Source organism: Pseudomonas sp. m6p, from assembly GCF_055760375.1.
Map to the genome: position 1 here is coordinate 60,258 of NZ_CM147084.1, position 19,405 is coordinate 79,662.

The 19,405-nt window shown below is 58.4% G+C and carries 16 protein-coding genes and 2 tRNA genes; 16 read left to right on the forward strand and 2 right to left on the reverse strand.

The window, feature by feature from the left end; genetic code table 11:
• Positions 1–32: 32 nt before the first annotated feature.
• Positions 33–1,706 carry a DNA repair protein RecN gene (gene recN, locus ACYZUM_RS00285; protein WP_108181639.1) on the reverse strand — a complete coding sequence of 558 codons (1,674 nt, stop codon included), beginning with the start codon at positions 1,704–1,706 and terminating at the stop codon, positions 33–35.
• A 240-nt stretch (positions 1,707–1,946) separates the two neighbouring features.
• Here recN and grpE point away from each other — a divergent pair, with 240 nt between their 5' ends.
• The 8 genes from grpE to ACYZUM_RS00325 all read left to right on the forward strand — a co-directional run bounded on the left by grpE (position 1,947) and on the right by ACYZUM_RS00325 (position 12,416).
• Complete coding sequence (grpE, locus tag ACYZUM_RS00290; RefSeq protein ID WP_007961425.1) at positions 1,947–2,513, forward strand: nucleotide exchange factor GrpE; 567 nt, start codon at positions 1,947–1,949, stop codon at positions 2,511–2,513.
• Between the two features lie 102 nt (positions 2,514–2,615).
• A complete protein-coding gene (dnaK, locus tag ACYZUM_RS00295; protein ID WP_003221521.1) occupies positions 2,616–4,532 on the forward strand; it encodes a molecular chaperone DnaK in 1,917 nt (638 codons plus the stop codon).
• Between the two features lie 296 nt (positions 4,533–4,828).
• Positions 4,829–5,953: a molecular chaperone DnaJ gene (gene dnaJ, locus ACYZUM_RS00300; RefSeq protein ID WP_003221522.1), complete on the forward strand. Its 1,125-nt coding sequence runs from the start codon at positions 4,829–4,831 to the stop codon at positions 5,951–5,953.
• Positions 5,954–5,962: 9 nt separating this feature from the next.
• Positions 5,963–6,769, forward strand: coding sequence for a 4-hydroxy-tetrahydrodipicolinate reductase (dapB, locus tag ACYZUM_RS00305; RefSeq protein ID WP_108181640.1), 807 nt, complete (start codon positions 5,963–5,965; stop codon positions 6,767–6,769).
• A gap of 256 nt (positions 6,770–7,025) precedes the next feature.
• Entirely contained in the window at positions 7,026–8,162 is a 1,137-nt protein-coding gene (gene carA / locus ACYZUM_RS00310) for a glutamine-hydrolyzing carbamoyl-phosphate synthase small subunit (protein WP_108181641.1), read from the forward strand.
• 126 nt (positions 8,163–8,288) lie between these two features.
• Entirely contained in the window at positions 8,289–11,510 is a 3,222-nt protein-coding gene (gene carB / locus ACYZUM_RS00315; RefSeq protein ID WP_047291165.1) for a carbamoyl-phosphate synthase large subunit, read from the forward strand.
• Entirely contained in the window at positions 11,507–11,983 is a 477-nt protein-coding gene (greA, locus tag ACYZUM_RS00320) for a transcription elongation factor GreA (RefSeq protein ID WP_041066788.1), read from the forward strand. The genes carB and greA overlap by 4 nt, the downstream gene beginning before the upstream one ends.
• A 28-nt stretch (positions 11,984–12,011) precedes the next feature.
• The gene (locus ACYZUM_RS00325; protein ID WP_095667564.1) at positions 12,012–12,416 is read left to right on the forward strand and encodes an MFS transporter; all 405 of its coding nucleotides are present in this window, start codon (positions 12,012–12,014) and stop codon (positions 12,414–12,416) included.
• Positions 12,417–12,425: 9 nt separating this feature from the next.
• Here the strand turns inward: ACYZUM_RS00325 and ACYZUM_RS00330 are convergent, their stop codons facing one another.
• The gene (locus ACYZUM_RS00330) at positions 12,426–12,734 is read right to left on the reverse strand and encodes a YhbY family RNA-binding protein (RefSeq protein ID WP_003221534.1); all 309 of its coding nucleotides are present in this window, start codon (positions 12,732–12,734) and stop codon (positions 12,426–12,428) included.
• Positions 12,735–12,835: 101 nt separating this feature from the next.
• Between ACYZUM_RS00330 and rlmE the strand changes: the two genes are divergently transcribed.
• The 8 genes from rlmE (at position 12,836) to ACYZUM_RS00370 (ending at position 19,283) form a co-directional block, all read left to right on the forward strand.
• Positions 12,836–13,465 carry a 23S rRNA (uridine(2552)-2'-O)-methyltransferase RlmE gene (gene rlmE, locus ACYZUM_RS00335; protein ID WP_003221536.1) on the forward strand — a complete coding sequence of 210 codons (630 nt, stop codon included), beginning with the start codon at positions 12,836–12,838 and terminating at the stop codon, positions 13,463–13,465.
• Between the two features lie 202 nt (positions 13,466–13,667).
• Entirely contained in the window at positions 13,668–15,575 is a 1,908-nt protein-coding gene (gene ftsH, locus ACYZUM_RS00340; RefSeq protein WP_027610779.1) for an ATP-dependent zinc metalloprotease FtsH, read from the forward strand.
• Between the two features lie 8 nt (positions 15,576–15,583).
• Positions 15,584–16,435, forward strand: coding sequence for a dihydropteroate synthase (gene folP / locus ACYZUM_RS00345; RefSeq protein WP_108181642.1), 852 nt, complete (start codon positions 15,584–15,586; stop codon positions 16,433–16,435).
• A gap of 16 nt (positions 16,436–16,451) precedes the next feature.
• Positions 16,452–17,789 (forward strand): phosphoglucosamine mutase, encoded by a 1,338-nt coding sequence (glmM, locus tag ACYZUM_RS00350; RefSeq protein WP_108181643.1) that lies wholly within the window; start codon positions 16,452–16,454, stop codon positions 17,787–17,789.
• Positions 17,790–17,854: 65 nt separating this feature from the next.
• On the forward strand, positions 17,855–18,610 hold the full coding sequence (gene tpiA / locus ACYZUM_RS00355) for a triose-phosphate isomerase (protein WP_008088336.1): 756 nt from the start codon (positions 17,855–17,857) through the stop codon (positions 18,608–18,610).
• Between the two features lie 4 nt (positions 18,611–18,614).
• Complete coding sequence (gene secG / locus ACYZUM_RS00360) at positions 18,615–19,001, forward strand: preprotein translocase subunit SecG (protein WP_027610782.1); 387 nt, start codon at positions 18,615–18,617, stop codon at positions 18,999–19,001.
• Between the two features lie 22 nt (positions 19,002–19,023).
• Positions 19,024–19,109: transfer RNA gene (locus tag ACYZUM_RS00365), tRNA-Leu, on the forward strand.
• A 97-nt stretch (positions 19,110–19,206) separates the two neighbouring features.
• Positions 19,207–19,283 (forward strand) — tRNA-Met (locus ACYZUM_RS00370).
• Positions 19,284–19,405: the final 122 nt, after the last annotated feature.

Sequence of the window (19,405 nt, forward strand, 5' to 3'; positions counted from 1 at the left end):
CCCAAGGGTCGCCTTCGTGCTTTCTGCCGTTCTTAAACTTTTGCCGTGACCACCATTTTTTTCGCGTGAGCCAAGGACTCTTTGGTCAAGTCGATGCCGCCCAGCATTCGCGCTACTTCCTCTATCCGGTCGTTCTTGCTCAGTTTGGACACGGCGGTGTGGGTAGCCTGTTCACCGCGAACCTTGTGCACAAATAAATGCTGATGACCCTGCGCCGCCACTTGCGGCAAGTGCGTCACGGTCAGTACCTGCCCACGATCGCCAAGACGTCGCAACAATTGGCCGACAATCTCCGCTGTCGGCCCGCCGATCCCCACGTCCACTTCGTCGAATACCAGGGTTGGTACCCGTGAAGTCTGCGCGGTAATCACCTGAATCGCCAGACTGATCCGCGACAGCTCGCCGCCGGAGGCTACTTTGGCCAGCGCTTTGAGCGGCTGGCCGGGGTTGGCGCTGACCAGCAGTTCGACTTGTTCCAGGCCGTTAGGCTGTAGTTCGTCGCTGGTGTTGGCGCGCAGCTCGATGGTGAAGCGTCCGCCCGGCATGCCCAGACGCTGGATCTCTTGCTCCACGGCGCTGGCGAGGCTGCTGGCGGCTTGATGGCGCAAGTCGCTCAGCTCCCGGGCCTTCTCTTGATAATGGCGGGCATAAGAGGCCAGTTCATCACCCAGGCGTTCGATGGATTCGTCGTTGGCATTCAATGTCTCGATTTCATCGAGCAACTTCTGCTGCATCTCGGCGACTTCGGTTGGCTGGATCCGGTGTTTGCGGGCCAGGGTGTAAATCGCGTCGAGGCGCTCTTCCAGATATTGCAGGCGCGCCGGATCGGCATCGAAGTTGTCGAGGAAGCGATTGAGCTCGCCGACGGCTTCTTCGACCTGGATCTGCGCGCTGGTCAGCAAGCTGCTGGCTTCGCCCAGTGCACCAACCGAGTTGTTCACGCTCGACAGGCGGTTGAGGCTGGCGGTCAGTGCATTCAGTACGTTGCCGGAATCGCTTTCGCTGCACTGCTCGACCACCTGTCGGCAGATGCCGAGCAGGGTTTCGGCATTGGTCAGATTCTTGTGTTCCTGCTCCAGCTGTTCCAGCTCGTTGTCGCCGAGGCCGAGGTTTTCCAGTTCTTCAAGCTGGTAGCTGAGCAATTGGTGACGCGCGCGTTGCTCGTCACCCGAGTTGGAGAGGCGCTCCAGTTCCTGGCGGGTCTGGCGCCAGCGCTGCGCGGCGAGTTGCACCTGACGGGCCAGATCGGTAGCGCCGGCATATTCGTCGAGCAGGCGCCGGTGAGTGTCGGTTTTCAGCAGGGACTGGTGTTCGTGCTGGCTGTGGATATCGATCAGCAGTTCGCCGAGGGCCTTGAGATCACCGAGCGGGCAGGGTGTGCCATTGATATAGCCGCGCGAACGGCCTTCGGCGGTGATCACCCGACGCAGGATGCACGGGCCGTCATTTTCCAGGTCGCGTTCGGCCAGCCAGGCATGGGCTTCAGGGATGTCGACCAGATCGAAGGTGGCCAGAATGTCGGCCTTGTCGGCGCCCGGGCGGACCACACCGCTGTCGGCGCGATCGCCCAGGGTCAGGCCCAATGCGTCGAGCATGATCGACTTGCCGGCGCCGGTTTCCCCTGTGATCACGCTCATCCCGCGATCGAGTTCGAGATCGAGATGTTCAACGATGGCGTAGTTATGTACGGACAGGTGCACCAGCATAAAGGCCGCTCCCAGGCTTTAGGTCTGGTTATTTATACAGTGTTTTGTTTCAGGCTGACAATGCCCTCGCTTAGCTCGATTTGCTTGATCCGATCAAATGCTTAGTCCGAGCGGGAATGACAATGCAGCACTTTTTTGTAGGGTTAATCATTGCAGGCCCTTGAAGCCTGATTTTGCGGCCCCATATATCGGGGCAGAAGCGCGAGTACAGCTCGCGGACGTAATTGAAAGGAGAATTCTATGGCTGACGAACAGACAGTAGATACGCAAAATCCAGAAGCCAATCAGGCGCCCGAAACTTCGGGTGACGACCTGGCGACCCGTGTACAAGTGCTCGAAGAGCAGTTGGCCGCCGCGCAGGATCAGTCGCTGCGCGTAGCTGCCGATCTGCAGAACGTCCGCCGTCGTGCCGAGCAGGATGTCGAGAAGGCGCACAAGTTTGCGCTGGAAAAATTCGCCGGTGACTTGCTGCCGATCGTCGACAGCCTGGAGCGCGGCCTCGAGTTGTCGAGCCCGGACGACGAAAGCATCCGTCCGATGCGCGAAGGCATCGAGCTGACCCTGAAAATGTTCCACGACACCCTCAAGCGTTATCAGCTTGAAGCGATCGATCCGCATGGCGAACCGTTCAACGCCGTTCATCACCAGGCGATGGCCATGCAGGAAAGCGCCGACGTCGAACCGAACAGCGTTCTGAAGGTGTTCCAGAAGGGCTACCAGCTCAACGGTCGCCTGTTGCGTCCGGCCATGGTTGTGGTCAGCAAGGCGCCGGCGCCAATTTCGCCTTCGATTGACGAGAAGGCTTGAAATTAGCCGCAAGGCCCCCATTTAGAAGTCAAGCGTTTAAGTATTACCGCAGTTAGCCACCACTGCTGCGGCAACAAAATCCAAAGTTTCGGGAGAGTGAACATGGGCAAAATTATCGGTATCGACCTGGGGACTACCAACTCCTGCGTCTCCGTGCTGGAAAACGGCGTAGCCAAAGTTATCGAAAACGCCGAAGGCGCGCGTACCACGCCGTCGATCATCGCTTACGCCAACGATGGTGAAATCCTCGTTGGTCAGTCGGCCAAGCGTCAGGCAGTGACCAACCCGCACAACACCCTGTACGCGGTGAAACGTCTGATCGGTCGCAAGTTCGACGAAGAAGTCGTACAGAAAGACATCAAGATGGTCCCGTACAAAATCGCCAAGGCTGACAACGGCGACGCCTGGGTTGAAGTGAACGGCCAGAAAATGGCGCCGCCACAAATCTCGGCTGAAATCCTGAAGAAGATGAAGAAGACCGCCGAAGACTACCTCGGCGAGCCTGTGACCGAAGCGGTGATCACCGTTCCGGCCTACTTCAACGACAGCCAGCGTCAGGCGACCAAAGACGCCGGCCGCATCGCCGGTCTGGACGTTAAACGTATCATCAACGAACCAACCGCGGCTGCTCTGGCTTACGGTATGGACAAGGCCAAGGGCGATCACACCGTGATCGTTTATGACCTGGGTGGCGGTACTTTCGACGTTTCCGTGATCGAGATCGCTGAAGTTGACGGCGAGCACCAGTTTGAAGTGTTGGCCACCAACGGTGACACCTTCCTCGGCGGTGAAGACTTCGACATTCGTCTGATCGACTACCTCGTTGACGAATTCAAGAAAGAAAGCGGCATGAACCTCAAAGGTGACCCGCTGGCCATGCAGCGCCTGAAAGAAGCCGCTGAGAAAGCCAAGATCGAGCTGTCGTCCGCGCAGTCGACCGACGTCAACCTGCCGTACATCACTGCAGACGCCACCGGTCCTAAGCACCTGAACGTGAAGATTTCGCGTGCCAAGCTCGAAGCACTGGTTGAAGACCTGGTTCAGCGCACCATCGAACCTTGCCGCATCGCCATGAAAGACGCCGGTATCGACGTTGGCGCGATCAACGACGTGATTCTGGTCGGCGGTCAGACCCGTATGCCGCTGGTACAGAAGCTGGTGACCGATTTCTTCGGTAAAGAAGCACGTAAAGACGTGAACCCGGACGAAGCGGTTGCCATGGGTGCTGCGATTCAGGGCGCCGTTCTGGCCGGTGACGTGAAAGACGTTCTGCTGCTCGACGTCAGCCCGCTGACCCTGGGTATCGAAACCATGGGGGGCGTGATGACCGCGCTGATCGAGAAAAACACCACGATTCCTACCAAGAAATCGCAAGTGTTCTCGACTGCCGACGACAACCAGGGCGCCGTGACCATTCACGTCCTGCAAGGTGAGCGTAAGCAAGCTGCGCAGAACAAGTCGCTGGGCAAATTCGACCTGGCCGACATACCACCAGCTCCACGTGGCGTGCCGCAGATCGAAGTGACCTTCGACATCGACGCAAACGGCATCCTGCACGTTGGCGCGAAAGACAAGGCGACCGGTAAAGAGCAGAAGATCACCATCAAGGCCAACTCCGGTCTGTCGGATGAAGAAATTCAGAAGATGGTTCGCGACGCCGAGCTGAACGCCGAGGAAGACCGCAAGTTCGCTGAACTGGCTGAATCCCGTAACAAGGGTGATGCACTGGTTCACTCGACTCGCAAAATGGTCACCGAAGCGGGCGACAAGGTCAGCGCTGAAGAGAAGACCGCGATCGAAGCTGCCGTGGTTGCACTGGAAGCCGCTGTGAAAGGCGACGACAAGGCTGCCATCGAAGCGAAGATCGAAGAGCTGTCGAAAGTCTCGGCTCCGGTTGCCCAGAAGATGTACGCCGAACAGGCTCAGCCTGCTGAAGGCGCGGCACCGCACGACGAGAAAGCTGAAAAGGCTGACGATGTTGTCGATGCCGAGTTCGAAGAAGTCAAAGACCACAAGTAAGTTGTTGGTCGGCCGGTTGACTGCCTTGCGGCGGTGACTGGTAGGATGTCGCCGCGCGGGAGCTTGCTCCCGCGTTGGCGTATCTGGAATACGTGAATTTTTACAGCATGCGACAAGCCTTGCGTGCTGTTGGTATGGCCGGGAATGCTCCTGCTTTTCGTGCCGCAAGTACCACAAGAAACAAAGACCAGGATCGTTGAATTGACGTGAGTTGGGTCCGGGCCTGTATTGGGGCTCAACGAGTTTGGCCATCCTCAGGAGGGGTTTGCCGAACGTCCTCAAGAGTGCAAAGACTTATGGCAAAGCGTGACTATTACGAAGTATTGGGTGTAGAGCGTGGTTCAAGCGATGCAGACCTGAAAAAGGCCTATCGTCGCCTGGCGATGAAGCACCACCCGGACCGTAATCCCGATGACAAAGCGTCGGAAGAACTGTTCAAAGAGGCCAACGAGGCCTACGAAGTATTGTCCGATTCGAGCAAGCGCGCGGCCTACGACCAGTACGGTCATGCTGGCGTCGATCCAAGCATGGGTGGCGGTGGTGCCGGTTTCGGCGGGCAGAATTTCTCTGACATCTTTGGTGATGTTTTCAGTGACTTCTTCGGTGGCGGTCGCGGCGGTTCCCGTGGCGGCGCCCAGCGCGGTAGCGATTTGCGCTACACCCTGGAGCTGAATCTGGAAGAAGCGGTACGCGGCACTACCGTGAATATCCGCGTTCCGACGCTGGTCAATTGCAAGCCATGCGATGGTTCCGGCGCGAAGAAAGGCTCGTCGCCATCGACCTGTCCGACCTGCGGCGGCATCGGTCAGGTGCGCATGCAGCAGGGCTTCTTCTCGGTGCAGCAGACCTGCCCGCGCTGCCATGGCCAGGGCAAGATCATTTCCGATCCGTGCGATTCCTGCCACGGCGACGGTCGCGTCGAAGAGTACAAAACACTGTCGGTCAAAGTGCCGGCGGGTGTTGATACCGGCGACCGCATTCGTCTGTCCGGCGAAGGCGAGGCAGGCACCCAGGGCGGCCCGACTGGCGACCTGTACGTGGTGATCAACGTGCGCGAGCACGACATCTTCCAGCGCGATGGCAAACACCTGTTCTGCGAAGTGCCGATCAGCTTTGTTGATGCGGCGCTCGGCGGCGAACTGGAAATCCCGACCCTCGACGGTCGCGTCAAACTGAAAATCCCTGAAGGTACACAGACCGGCAAGCAGTTCCGCGTGCGTGGCAAAGGCGTGGCGCCGGTGCGGGGCGGTGGTGCGGGCGACTTGATGTGTCGCGTAGCGGTCGAGACCCCGGTCAATCTGAATCGTCGTCAGCGCGAATTGCTCGAAGAATTCCGCAGCTCGCTGGCGGATGACAACAGTCACTCGCCAAAAACCACCGGTTGGTTCGATGGCGTGAAGCGCTTCTTCGGCGATCTGTAAGGAGTCGGCATGCGACGTATAGCTGTGATGGGCGCCGCCGGGCGCATGGGCAAGATTCTGGTCGAGGCCGTGCAACAGCGCGCGCCGCTGACCGGCCTGACCGCGGCGATCGTTCGTCCCGGCAGTACGCTGATCGGGGTGGATGCCGGTGAGCTGGCTTCGCTGGGTCGCATCGGTGTGCCGTTGTCCGGCAATCTCGAATCGGTGGCTGAAGAGTTCGATGTGCTGATCGACTTCACCCTGCCGGAAGTGATGTTGAAAAACCTCGCGTTCTGTCGCAAGGCCGGAAAGGCCATGGTCATCGGCACCACCGGGCTCGACGCTGCGCAGAAGCAACTGCTGGCCGAGGCGGGCAAGGATATTCCGATCGTGTTTGCGGCCAACTTCAGCGTCGGGGTCAACCTGTCGCTGAAGCTGCTCGAAATGACCGCTCGGGTGTTGGGCGACGATGCCGACATCGAAATCATCGAAGCGCATCACCGGCACAAGATTGACGCGCCTTCGGGCACGGCGCTGCGCATGGGTGAAGTGATTGCCGGTGCGCTGGATCGTGATCTGCAGAAAGTCGCGGTCTATGGTCGTGAAGGTCACACCGGTGCGCGCGAGCGGGAAACCATTGGTTTCGCCACCGTTCGCGGTGGTGATGTGGTCGGCGATCACACCGTGCTGTTTGCCTGCGAAGGCGAGCGCCTGGAGATTACGCACAAGGCTTCCAGTCGCATGACCTTCGCCAAGGGTGCGGTGCGTGCGGCGTTGTGGCTGGATGGCCGCGAGCCGGGTCTGTACGACATGCAGGACGTGCTCGACCTGCATTGATTGACGGTTTTACCCAGCGCAGACGCCCGGTTTGCGCTGGTTTTCTGCATCGCGCGACGCCCTGTCGCATTCTCCGGCCTTTTAGGCTCTTTAGCGGTGGACCAAAAAAGCCTTTTTCTGTAAGCTACAGCTTTAGTGTGTCCACTAAAAGCGCGCAGAATAATTCAGTGAAGAAGCGGGGTGACGTGTCCATACGTCACTCCGCTTTTTTACAACCTGCGATTGCCCTTTCATGCTTTATTTACGGGAGGTCTTCTTGACTAAGCCAGCCATACTCGCCCTTGCTGATGGCAGCATTTTTCGCGGCGAAGCCATTGGAGCCGACGGTCAAACCGTTGGTGAGGTGGTGTTCAACACCGCAATGACCGGCTATCAGGAAATCCTTACCGATCCTTCCTACGCCCAACAGATCGTTACCCTGACTTACCCGCACATCGGCAACACTGGCACCACGCCGGAAGATGCCGAGTCCGACCGCGTATGGTCCGCTGGTCTGGTTATCCGTGACCTGCCGCTGGTAGCGAGCAACTGGCGTAACACGATGTCCCTGTCCGACTACCTGAAAGCCAACAACGTTGTGGCAATCGCCGGTATCGACACCCGCCGCCTGACCCGCATCCTGCGTGAAAAAGGCGCACAGAACGGCTGCATCATGGCCGGCGACAACATCTCCGAAGAAGCTGCAATTGCCGCCGCGCAGGGTTTCCCGGGCCTGAAGGGCATGGATCTGGCGAAAGTCGTCAGCACCAAGGAAAAGTACGAATGGCGCTCCACTGTCTGGGATCTGAAGACCGACAGCCACGCGACCATCGAGGCGTCCGAGCTGCCGTACCACGTGGTTGCCTACGACTATGGCGTCAAACTGAACATCCTGCGCATGCTGGTCGAGCGCGGCTGCCGCGTGACCGTGGTGCCGGCGCAAACCCCGGCAGCCGACGTGCTGGCACTCAAGCCGGACGGCGTGTTCCTGTCCAACGGCCCTGGTGATCCGGAGCCATGCGACTACGCGATCAAGGCGATCAAGGAAGTGCTGGTAACCGAAATTCCGGTCTTCGGTATCTGCCTCGGTCACCAGCTGCTGGCTCTGGCCTCCGGCGCCAAGACCCTGAAAATGGGCCATGGCCACCACGGTGCCAACCACCCGGTACAGGATCTGGACACTGGCGTCGTGATGATCACCAGCCAGAACCACGGTTTCGCGGTTGACGAAGCGACCCTGCCGGCCAACGTGCGTGCGATCCACAAATCGCTGTTCGACGGCACCCTGCAAGGCATCGAGCGCACCGACAAGAGCGCGTTCAGCTTCCAGGGCCACCCTGAAGCGAGCCCGGGCCCGAACGATGTGGCGCCCCTGTTCGACCGCTTCATCAACGAGATGGCCAAGCGACGCTAAGCGTTCGCCTTGAGACTGTAGCGAGAAGCCCTCGAGGGCGGCCCCGACCCCGGTGGCGCCCCTCAGGGCTTCAGAAATCGATCAAGACGGCTTGCCGACTGACCTGCGGATTTGAGTGACAAACCCATGCCAAAACGTACAGACATTAAAAGCATCCTGATTCTCGGCGCTGGCCCGATCGTTATCGGCCAGGCCTGCGAATTCGACTACTCCGGCGCCCAGGCCTGCAAAGCCCTGCGCGAAGAGGGTTACCGCGTCATCCTGGTGAACTCCAACCCGGCCACCATCATGACCGACCCGGACATGGCCGACGCCACGTACATCGAGCCGATCAAGTGGCAGACCGTGGCCAAGATCATCGAAAAAGAGCGCCCGGACGCGGTGCTGCCAACCATGGGCGGCCAGACTGCACTGAACTGCGCCCTGGATCTGGAGCGCGAAGGCGTTCTGGAAAAGTTCGGCGTGGAAATGATCGGTGCCAACGCCGACACCATCGACAAGGCTGAAGACCGTTCGCGTTTCGACAAGGCCATGAAATCCATCGGTCTGGAATGCCCGCGTTCCGGTATCGCCCACAGCATGGAAGAAGCCAACGCCGTCCTCGAGCGTCTGGGCTTCCCGTGCATCATCCGTCCGTCCTTCACCATGGGTGGCACCGGTGGCGGTATCGCCTACAACCGTGAAGAGTTCGAAGAAATCTGCGCCCGCGGTCTGGACCTGTCGCCGACCAAAGAGCTGCTGATCGACGAATCGCTGATCGGCTGGAAAGAATATGAAATGGAAGTTGTCCGCGACAAAAAGGACAACTGCATCATCGTCTGCTCGATCGAGAACTTCGACCCGATGGGCGTGCATACCGGTGACTCGATTACCGTTGCTCCGGCACAGACCCTGACCGACAAGGAATACCAGATCCTGCGTAACGCCTCGCTGGCGGTACTGCGCGAGATCGGCGTCGAGACCGGCGGCTCCAACGTGCAATTCGGTATCTGCCCGGACACTGGCCGCATGGTCGTGATCGAGATGAACCCGCGCGTATCGCGTTCCTCGGCACTGGCTTCGAAAGCCACCGGTTTCCCGATTGCCAAAGTCGCGGCCAAACTGGCTGTGGGCTACACCCTCGACGAACTGTCCAACGACATCACCGGCGGCAAGACCCCGGCGTCCTTCGAACCGTCGATCGACTACGTTGTGACCAAGCTGCCACGTTTCGCCTTCGAGAAATTCGCCAAGGCTGACGCGCGCCTGACCACGCAAATGAAGTCGGTCGGTGAAGTCATGGCCATCGGCCGCACCTTCCAGGAATCCCTGCAGAAAGCCCTGCGCGGTCTGGAAGTCGGTGTTTGCGGGCTGGACGAGAAGCTAGACCTGAGCAACCCGGAAAGCATGAGCATCCTCAAGCGCGAGCTGACCGTGCCGGGCGCCGAGCGTATCTGGTACGTAGCGGACGCATTCCGCGCCGGCATGACCGTCGAAGACATTTTCGGCATGAACATGATCGACCCGTGGTTCCTGGTGCAGATCGAAGATCTGATCAAGGAAGAAGAGAAGGTCAAGACCCTCGGTCTGTCCGCTATCGACCGCGACCTGATGTTCAAGCTCAAGCGCAAAGGCTTCTCCGATCAGCGTCTGGCCAAACTGCTGGGTGTGACCGAGAAGAACCTGCGTACGCACCGTCAAAAACTGGAAGTGTTCCCGGTCTACAAGCGCGTTGACACCTGTGCCGCCGAGTTCGCCACCGACACCGCTTACCTCTACTCGACGTACGAGGAAGAGTGCGAAGCCGCGCCGTCCGGTCGCGACAAGATCATGATTCTGGGTGGTGGTCCGAACCGTATCGGCCAGGGCATCGAGTTCGACTATTGCTGCGTACACGCCGCCCTCGCACTGCGCGAAGACGGCTATGAAACCATCATGGTCAACTGCAACCCGGAAACCGTTTCCACCGACTACGACACGTCCGACCGTCTGTACTTCGAGCCGGTAACCCTGGAAGACGTACTGGAAATCTGCCGCGTCGAGAAGCCGAAAGGCGTGATCGTCCAGTACGGCGGCCAGACGCCACTGAAGCTGGCGCGTGCCCTGGAAGCCGCTGGCGTGCCGATCATCGGTACCAGCCCTGACGCCATCGACCGTGCCGAAGACCGTGAGCGCTTCCAGCAAATGGTTGAGCGCCTGAACCTGCGTCAGCCGCCAAACGCCACCGTGCGCAGCGAAGACGAAGCCGTTCGCGCTGCCGCGAAAATCGGTTATCCGCTGGTGGTGCGCCCGTCCTACGTACTGGGCGGCCGCGCGATGGAAATCGTGTACAAGGAAGACGAGCTCAAGCGTTACCTGCGTGACGCGGTGCAAGTGTCCAACGACAGCCCGGTGCTGCTCGATCACTTCCTCAACTGCGCCATCGAGATGGACGTGGATGCGGTCTGCGACGGCAAAGACGTGGTGATCGGCGCGATCATGCAGCACATCGAACAGGCGGGCGTTCACTCCGGTGACTCCGCGTGCTCGCTGCCGCCTTACTCGCTGCCGGCGCACATTCAGGACGAGATGCGCGAACAGGTCAAGAAAATGGCCCTGGAACTGGGCGTTGTCGGCCTGATGAACGTGCAACTGGCGCTGCAGGGCGAAGACATCTACGTCATCGAAGTCAACCCGCGCGCTTCGCGTACCGTGCCGTTCGTGTCCAAGTGCATCGGTGTCTCCCTGGCAATGATCGCGGCTCGCGTCATGGCCGGTAAGACTCTGAAAGAAATCGGCTTCACCAAGGAAATCATCCCGAACTTCTACAGCGTGAAAGAGGCGGTGTTCCCGTTCGCCAAATTCCCTGGTGTTGACCCGATCCTCGGCCCAGAGATGAAGTCCACCGGTGAAGTGATGGGCGTCGGCGACACCTTCGGTGAAGCATTCGCCAAGGCCCAGATGGGCGCCAGCGAAGTGCTGCCGACCGGCGGTACCGCGTTCATCAGCGTGCGTGACGATGACAAGCCGCTGGTTGCAGGCGTGGCCCGTGATCTGATCAACTTGGGCTTCGAAGTGGTCGCCACTGCCGGTACTGCCAAGCTGATCGAAGCCGCAGGCCTGAAAGTGCGCCGCGTGAACAAGGTGACCGAGGGTCGTCCGCACGTGGTCGACATGATCAAGAATGACGAAGTCACCCTGATCATCAACACCACCGAAGGTCGTCAGTCGATCGCTGATTCCTACTCCATTCGTCGCAATGCCCTGCAGCACAAGATCTACTGCACCACCACCATTGCTGCGGGCGAGGCTATCTGTGAAGCGCTGAAGTTCGGTCCCGAGAAGACCGTACGCCGCTTGCAGGATCTACACGCAGGATTGAAGGCATGATCAAGTACCCAATGACCGTCCAGGGTGCAAAAGCCCTGGAAGAAGAACACGCTCACCTGACCAAGGTCGTTCGTCCGAAGCTCAGCCAGGACATCGGCACGGCTCGCGAGCTGGGTGATCTGAAGGAAAACGCCGAATACCATGCCGCCCGCGAACAGCAGGGCATGGTCGAGGCGCGGATCCGCGATATCGAAGGCCGGATCCAGAATCAGGTCATCATTGATGTCACGACCATTCCGCACACCGGCAAAGTGATCTTCGGTACCACCGTCGAAATCGCCAACGTCGAGACGGATGAAAGCGTCGCTTACCACATCGTGGGTGAGGATGAGGCTGACTTCAAACTCGGTAAGATTTCGGTCGGCTCGCCCTTGGCCCGTGCCTTGATCGGCAAGGAAGAGGGTGACGTGGTTGCCGTGAAAACGCCGAGTGGTGTTATCGAGTACGAGATTGTCGAAGTCCGTCACATCTGAAGGCAGGCGCCCGTTACGTGCGGGCGCCATGCTTTGGCAGCTGACCCAGATGTTGTGGGTCGGCGGCTTTTGGCTGATTCATCTCGGTTTGCGACCGGTGCTGGGCAAGATTGGTCTGGCACCGTTGCTGATCGATGAGATTGCCGATGCGTTCGAAGTGTCGCTGGTGATTTTTGCCGCTGCCTGCGTGATTTTTCAGGCTTTGGTGCTGGTACGGGCCGAGGGCCTTGCCAGTCTGTGGCGGGATTTTCGCGGGCAGGTGCTGCTGATGGCACTGTATGCGTGTGCGATGTTTGTCGCCGTGCATGTCGGCTGGCCGCAAGCGCAGCGCTGGCAGGCATTCAGTTTTCTGCTGTTAGGCTTCTCTGGACTGGTGCTGGTGTTGCAGCCGCTGCCGGGATGGAGTGGCAGGGTGCGCGAAGCACACCCTTGACCCTTGTCATCACTTGAAGCGATGAACGTTCGACAGCTGCTTGTTGACGCTGAAGTTCTTGCGATAAACCAGCGCCATCTTGCCGATGACCTGTACCAGATCAGCCTTGCCGACCTTGCACAACTCTGCAATGTGCGCCAGGCGCGACTCGCGGTCGAGGATGTTGAGCTTGATCTTGATCAACTCGTGATCCGCCAAGGCGCGTTCAAGTTCGGCTAATACACCCTCAGTCAGACCGTTGTCCGCCACCGTCAAAACCGGTTTCAGGTGGTGACCAATGGATTTGTACTGTTTCTTCTGCTCTGGAGTGAGCGGCATAATCTGACCCTTTCGTCTGGATTCTGTAAAATGGCGGCCATTTTACCCGAGGGTTCGTGGATCCGCCCAATTAATCACGACCCTTATTATCGAGGTGCCCAATGGCGCGTTCCAAGACAAGCCTTGGTTGGCTGAAACGACATGTCAACGATCCTTATGTGAAGCAGGCGCAGAAGGATGGCTACCGCTCGCGTGCGAGTTACAAGCTTCTGGAGATCCAGGAGAAATACAAGCTGATCCGCTCCGGCATGAGCGTTGTCGACCTGGGCGCGGCGCCTGGCGGCTGGTCACAGGTCACCAGCCGGCTGATCGGTGGTCAGGGGCGACTGATCGCTTCGGACATCCTGGAAATGGACAGCATTCCGGACGTGACCTTCATTCAAGGTGACTTCACCGAGGACGAAGTGCTCGCGCGAATCCTTGAAGCCGTGGGTAATTCACAGGTGGACCTTGTGATTTCCGATATGGCCCCCAATATGAGTGGTACGCCTGAAGTGGACATGCCCAAAGCCATGTTCCTTTGCGAGCTGGCGCTTGATCTGGCAGAGCGGATACTCAAGCCGGGTGGTAATTTCGTGATCAAGATTTTTCAGGGCGAAGGTTTTGATGTCTACCTGAAGGATGCTCGGAAAAAGTTCGACAAGATCCAGATGATCAAGCCGGACTCTTCCCGTGGCAGCTCCCGCGAGCAATACATGCTGGCTTGGGGCTACCGCGGAGGTAATGAGTAAAACGAGGTTTTTTGGCAGGGTGATAGGTTTTTCGTATTTTGCCCCGCGTGCATAAGCGAATATTGTGTAGAAAGTGTTTCACAAAGGGTTACAGACGGCGCCTGCAAGAGTTGTAGGTAATGTAGTAAGTTAGGCCGGTGAATATCATGCGAAGCGCGCGCCAGTAGCGGAGCTTGCTTCAGAGGGTAGTTAATTGAACGATATGGCAAAGAATCTGATCCTGTGGTTGATCATCGCGGCAGTCCTCGTGACGGTGATGAACAACTTCTCCAGCCCTAACGAGCCGCAGACCCTCAACTATTCCGACTTCATCCAGCAGGTCAAGGATGGCAAGGTCGAGCGCGTAGCCGTTGACGGCTATGTGATTACCGGCAAGCGCAACGATGGCGACAGCTTCAAGACCATTCGTCCGGCGATCCAGGACAATGGCCTGATCGGCGATCTGGTCGACAATCACGTTGTGGTTGAAGGCAAGCAGCCTGAGCAGCAAAGCATCTGGACCCAACTTCTGGTGGCCAGCTTCCCGATCCTGGTGATCATCGCGGTGTTCATGTTCTTCATGCGCCAGATGCAGGGTGGTGCCGGCGGCAAGGGTGGACCGATGAGCTTTGGCAAGAGCAAGGCACGCCTGCTCTCCGAAGATCAGGTGAAGACCACGCTGGCTGACGTTGCTGGTTGCGACGAAGCCAAGGAAGAAGTTGGTGAGCTGGTTGAGTTCCTGCGTGATCCGGGCAAGTTCCAGCGCCTCGGCGGTCGTATTCCTCGCGGCGTGTTGATGGTCGGCCCTCCGGGTACCGGTAAAACCTTGCTGGCCAAGGCGATTGCCGGCGAAGCGAAAGTGCCGTTCTTCACTATCTCCGGTTCCGACTTCGTTGAAATGTTTGTGGGTGTCGGTGCAAGCCGCGTTCGCGACATGTTCGAGCAGGCCAAGAAGCACGCGCCGTGCATCATCTTCATTGACGAAATCGACGCCGTCGGTCGCCACCGTGGCGCCGGCATGGGCGGCGGTCACGACGAGCGTGAGCAGACCCTCAACCAGTTGCTGGTAGAGATGGACGGCTTCGAAATGAATGACGGCATCATTGTGATTGCAGCGACCAACCGTCCCGACGTGCTCGACCCTGCGCTGCTGCGTCCGGGCCGTTTCGACCGTCAGGTCGTTGTCGGTTTGCCGGATATCCGCGGTCGCGAGCAGATCCTCAAGGTTCACATGCGTAAAGTGCCAATGGGTGATGATGTGGCTCCGGCCGTTATCGCGCGCGGTACCCCGGGCTTCTCCGGTGCGGATCTGGCTAACCTGGTCAACGAAGCGTCGCTGTTCGCTGCACGTAGCGGCAAGCGCATCGTCGAAATGAAAGAATTCGAGCTGGCCAAAGACAAGATCATGATGGGCGCCGAGCGCAAATCCATGGTCATGTCCGAGAAAGAGAAACAGAACACCGCTTATCACGAAGCGGGCCATGCGATCGTTGGGCGCGTTGTGCCTGAGCATGATCCTGTCTACAAGGTTTCGATCATTCCACGTGGTCGTGCGCTGGGTGTGACCATGTTCCTGCCGGAAGAGGATCGCTACAGCCTGTCCAAGCGTGCGCTGATCAGCCAGATCTGCTCGCTGTACGGTGGGCGTATCGCCGAAGAAATGACTCTTGGTTTCGACGGTGTGACCACCGGCGCGTCCAACGACATCATGCGTGCCAGTCAGATTGCGCGGAACATGGTGACCAAGTGGGGGCTGTCGGAAAAACTCGGTCCGCTGATGTACGCCGAAGAAGAGGGAGAGGTGTTCCTCGGTCGCGGTGGTGGCGGTCAGAATGCCAGCTTCTCCGGTGAGACAGCCAAACTTATCGACTCTGAAGTGCGCAGCATCATTGATCAGTGCTACGGCACGGCCAAGCAGATCCTCACGGACAACCGTGACAAGCTGGATGCCATGGCTGATGCGCTGATGAAGTACGAAACTATTGATGCCGAGCAGATCGACGACATCATGGCGGGTCGTACGCCACGTGAACCGCGTGACTGGACAGGTGGCACGGGTACGCCTCCGCCTCCGGTGATTCAGGATGAGCGTCCGGAAACACCGATCGGCGGTCCGGCTGCTGACGTTTAAGGTTTGAAATGACTTCTGTACAGTCCCTGACCCGGTTGCCTTGCGGCAACCGGGTTCTTGATTTGGCCCAGACGCATGTCATGGGCATTCTCAATGTCACTCCCGATTCCTTCTCCGATGGCGGCCGGTACAATCAGCTCGACGTGGCCTTGCGTCACGCCGCAGCCATGGTGGCTGCTGGGGCGACGCTGATCGATGTCGGCGGTGAATCGACCCGGCCTGGCGCGCGCGCGGTTTCGCCGCTGGAAGAGCTGGAGCGCGTGGCCCCAATCGTGGAGCTGATCAATCGCGAGCTGGATGTGATCATCTCGGTCGATACTTCGACACCTGCCGTGATGCGTGAAACCGCGCGCCTGGGCGCCGGGTTGATCAATGATGTGCGTTCGCTGCGCCGCGATGGCGCGCTGGATGCAGCAGCGGCGACCGGATTGCCGGTCTGCCTGATGCATATGCTCGGCGAGCCGGGTGACATGCAAGACAATCCGCACTATCAGGACGTCACTCGGGAGGTGGGAGAGTTTCTGGCAGAGCGCATGGCTCAATGTGCGGCGGTGGGCATTCCTGCAGAGCGGATCATTCTTGATCCCGGTTTCGGTTTCGCGAAAACCCTCCAGCACAATCTAAGCTTGTTCAAGCATATGGAAGCCCTGCATGCGCTGGGGCGTCCGCTATTGGTTGGTGTCTCGCGCAAAAGCATGATTGGCCAGGCGCTGAATCGCCCCGTGGGCGAGCGTCTGCATGGCGGTCTGGCCCTCGCGGCACTGGCGTCGGTGAAAGGTGCGCGTATCCTGCGCGTCCATGATGTGGCGGAAACGGTAGACGTGGTGCGCATGCTCGCGGCCGTGGAATCAGCCGAATAAGAATGATGGAGCACTTATGAGCAAGAAATACTTTGGTACTGACGGTATTCGTGGCCGTGTCGGTGAATATCCGATCACTCCGGACTTCATGCTCAAGCTCGGCTGGGCGGCCGGTATGGCCTTTCGCAAGATGGGCGCGTGCAAGGTGCTGGTTGGCAAGGACACGCGAATCTCCGGCTACATGTTCGAATCGGCGCTTGAGGCAGGTCTGACGTCGGCGGGCGCCGATGTGATGCTGCTTGGTCCGATGCCGACGCCCGCAATTGCCTATCTGTCGCGCACGTTTCAAGCCGAAGCCGGGATCGTGATCAGTGCTTCACATAACCCGCATGACGATAACGGCATCAAGTTCTTCTCGGGTAAAGGCACCAAGCTGCCTGACGAGTTGGAGCTGATGATCGAAGAATTGCTCGATACCCCGATGACCGTGGTTGAGTCGAGCAAAATTGGCAAGGTGTCGCGTATCAACGACGCCTCGGGTCGCTACATCGAATTCTGTAAAAGCAGTGTGCCTACCGGTACCAGCTTTTCCGGTTTGAAAATTGTGATCGACTGCGCACACGGAGCGACCTACAAAGTTGCTCCTAGTGTCTTTCGTGAGTTGGGCGCTGAAGTGGTCGTGCTGTCGGCTCAGCCCAATGGCCTGAACATCAATGACAATTGCGGTTCGACCCATATGGGGCCGCTGCAGGCCGCTGTTCTCGCCGAGCACGCTGATCTGGGGATCGCCTTTGATGGTGACGGTGACCGGGTGTTGATGGTCGATCACACGGGCGCCATTGTCGATGGCGACGAGCTGCTGTTCATCATTGCGCGTGATCTGCACGAGCGTGGCAAGTTGCAGGGTGGCGTAGTCGGTACCCTGATGAGCAATCTGGGGCTTGAGCTCGCACTGGCAGATCTTTCGATACCGTTCATTCGAGCCAATGTCGGTGACCGTTATGTGATCGCCGAGTTGCTGGAGCGTAACTGGCTGGTTGGTGGTGAGAACTCGGGACATGTCGTTTGTTTCAATCACACCACTACAGGTGATGCAATCATTGCTGCGTTGCAAGTGCTGATGGCACTGAAAACCCGCAATGAAGGTCTTGCGCAAACGCGTCAGGCTTTGCGCAAGTGCCCTCAGGTACTGATCAATGTGCGCTTCGGTGGTGGCGAAAGTCCGCTTGAACACCCGGCTGTCAAGGAAGCCAGTGCGCGTGTAACCCAGGCAATGGCGGGTCGTGGCCGGGTGCTTCTGCGCAAGTCGGGCACAGAGCCATTGGTACGTGTGATGGTCGAAGGCGAGGATGAAACTCAGGTTCGCAGCTACGCCGAAGAACTGGCAAAACTGGTAACTGAAGTTTCTGCCTGATTCGGCTTGCCAGCCATGATTGTGTTGGGTAACATCTGCGCCCACTTTGACCGACGAGGTACAGCATGCGTCGCCCTATGGTAGCTGGTAACTGGAAGATGCACGGTACCCGCGCCAGCGTCGCTGAGCTGATCAACGGCCTTCGTCATCTGGCCTTGCCAAGCGGTGTTGATGTCGCGGTATTCCCGCCTTGCTTGCATATCAATCAAGTGATTGATGGCTTGAAAGGTAAATCGATTTCGGTCGGTGCGCAGAATTCTGCGGTGGAATCCATGCAAGGTGCGTTGACTGGCGAGATTGCTCCTAGTCAGTTGGTGGATGCAGGTTGTTCCCTGGTGCTTGTCGGGCACTCCGAGCGCCGCCAGATAATGGGCGAGCGAGATGGGATGCTGAATCGCAAGTTCGCAGCGGCACAGGCATGTGGCTTGATTCCGGTGTTGTGTGTAGGGGAGACCCTCGAACAGCGCGAAGCCGGAAAAACTCTTGAGGTTGTCGGGCGTCAGCTGGGCAGCATCATCGAGGAGCTGGGTGTTGGTGCCTTTGCCAAGGCAGTCATTGCTTACGAGCCTGTCTGGGCCATTGGTACCGGACTGACTGCAACGCCGCAACAGGCTCAGGATGTGCATAAGGCCATTCGAGAGCAGTTGGCGGCAGAGAATTCTGAAGTCGCGCGAGGTGTGCGGCTTCTATACGGCGGCAGCGTGAAGGCGGCCAATGCGGTCGAACTGTTCGGCATGCCGGATATCGATGGGGGGCTCATTGGTGGAGCTTCCCTGAATGCAGATGAGTTCGGTGCGATTTGTCGCGCCGCGGGAAACTGAAAAAATGCTGGAAACAGTCGTAGTCGTTTTTCATCTGCTGGGTGCATTGGGCGTAGTTGCTCTGGTTTTGCTGCAGCAGGGTAAAGGTGCGGACGCTGGCGCGTCTTTCGGAGCAGGTGCTTCAAATACTGTGTTCGGAAGCCAAGGTTCCTCTACCTTTCTTAGTAAGTTTACTGCTATACTTGCCGCCGGTTTCTTCATAACCAGCTTGGGGTTAGGTTACTTTGCTAAAGAGAAGGCTCATCAGCTGACTCAAGCAGGTTTGCCAGATCCAGCAGTGTTGGAAGTACCTAAGCAACAACAACCGGCTTCTGATGATGTCCCGGTGCTTCAAGAGCAAAAGTCGGCTACTCCAGCGACTGACGTACCTCCAGCTCAAGAGCAGAAGTAAGAAGAGTTTCAAACGTAGTTTTGCCGAGGTGGTGGAATTGGTAGACACGCAACCTTGAGGTGGTTGTGCCCATAGGGTGTAGGGGTTCGAGTCCCCTTCTCGGTACCAATTAGTCAGGAGAGCCCGCTGTTGCGGGCTTTCTTGCAGGTGGAAGGTTACATTGACCCTATAAGGGATCGGTCGTATACTTCCGCCCCAGCTTTGTCGCGGGGTGGAGCAGTCTGGTAGCTCGTCGGGCTCATAACCCGAAGGTCGTCGGTTCAAATCCGGCCCCCGCAACCAGTTTAAGGAGCCCCTTTTCAGGGGCTTTTTGTTAGCTGGATACTTTCTGCGCCGCTGTTCGACGGCGTTTCAAGGATGGGCGTTTCGCCCATTTTTTTATTTTGCAGCGCATGCATTTACAT

What these genes read in the sequence shown, in the direction of transcription:
- recN (WP_108181639.1), bottom strand. Translation starts at nt 1,706, where the DNA reads ATGCTGGTGCACCTGTCCGTACATAACTACGCCATCGTTGAACATCTC.
- grpE (WP_007961425.1), top strand. Translation starts at nt 1,947, where the DNA reads ATGGCTGACGAACAGACAGTAGATACGCAAAATCCAGAAGCCAATCAG.
- dnaK (WP_003221521.1), top strand. Translation starts at nt 2,616, where the DNA reads ATGGGCAAAATTATCGGTATCGACCTGGGGACTACCAACTCCTGCGTC.
- dnaJ (WP_003221522.1), top strand. Translation starts at nt 4,829, where the DNA reads ATGGCAAAGCGTGACTATTACGAAGTATTGGGTGTAGAGCGTGGTTCA.
- dapB (WP_108181640.1), top strand. Translation starts at nt 5,963, where the DNA reads ATGCGACGTATAGCTGTGATGGGCGCCGCCGGGCGCATGGGCAAGATT.
- carB (WP_047291165.1), top strand. Translation starts at nt 8,289, where the DNA reads ATGCCAAAACGTACAGACATTAAAAGCATCCTGATTCTCGGCGCTGGC.
- greA (WP_041066788.1), top strand. Translation starts at nt 11,507, where the DNA reads ATGATCAAGTACCCAATGACCGTCCAGGGTGCAAAAGCCCTGGAAGAA.
- ACYZUM_RS00325 (WP_095667564.1), top strand. Translation starts at nt 12,012, where the DNA reads ATGCTTTGGCAGCTGACCCAGATGTTGTGGGTCGGCGGCTTTTGGCTG.
- ACYZUM_RS00330 (WP_003221534.1), bottom strand. Translation starts at nt 12,734, where the DNA reads ATGCCGCTCACTCCAGAGCAGAAGAAACAGTACAAATCCATTGGTCAC.
- rlmE (WP_003221536.1), top strand. Translation starts at nt 12,836, where the DNA reads ATGGCGCGTTCCAAGACAAGCCTTGGTTGGCTGAAACGACATGTCAAC.
- ftsH (WP_027610779.1), top strand. Translation starts at nt 13,668, where the DNA reads ATGGCAAAGAATCTGATCCTGTGGTTGATCATCGCGGCAGTCCTCGTG.
- folP (WP_108181642.1), top strand. Translation starts at nt 15,584, where the DNA reads ATGACTTCTGTACAGTCCCTGACCCGGTTGCCTTGCGGCAACCGGGTT.
- glmM (WP_108181643.1), top strand. Translation starts at nt 16,452, where the DNA reads ATGAGCAAGAAATACTTTGGTACTGACGGTATTCGTGGCCGTGTCGGT.
- tpiA (WP_008088336.1), top strand. Translation starts at nt 17,855, where the DNA reads ATGCGTCGCCCTATGGTAGCTGGTAACTGGAAGATGCACGGTACCCGC.
- secG (WP_027610782.1), top strand. Translation starts at nt 18,615, where the DNA reads ATGCTGGAAACAGTCGTAGTCGTTTTTCATCTGCTGGGTGCATTGGGC.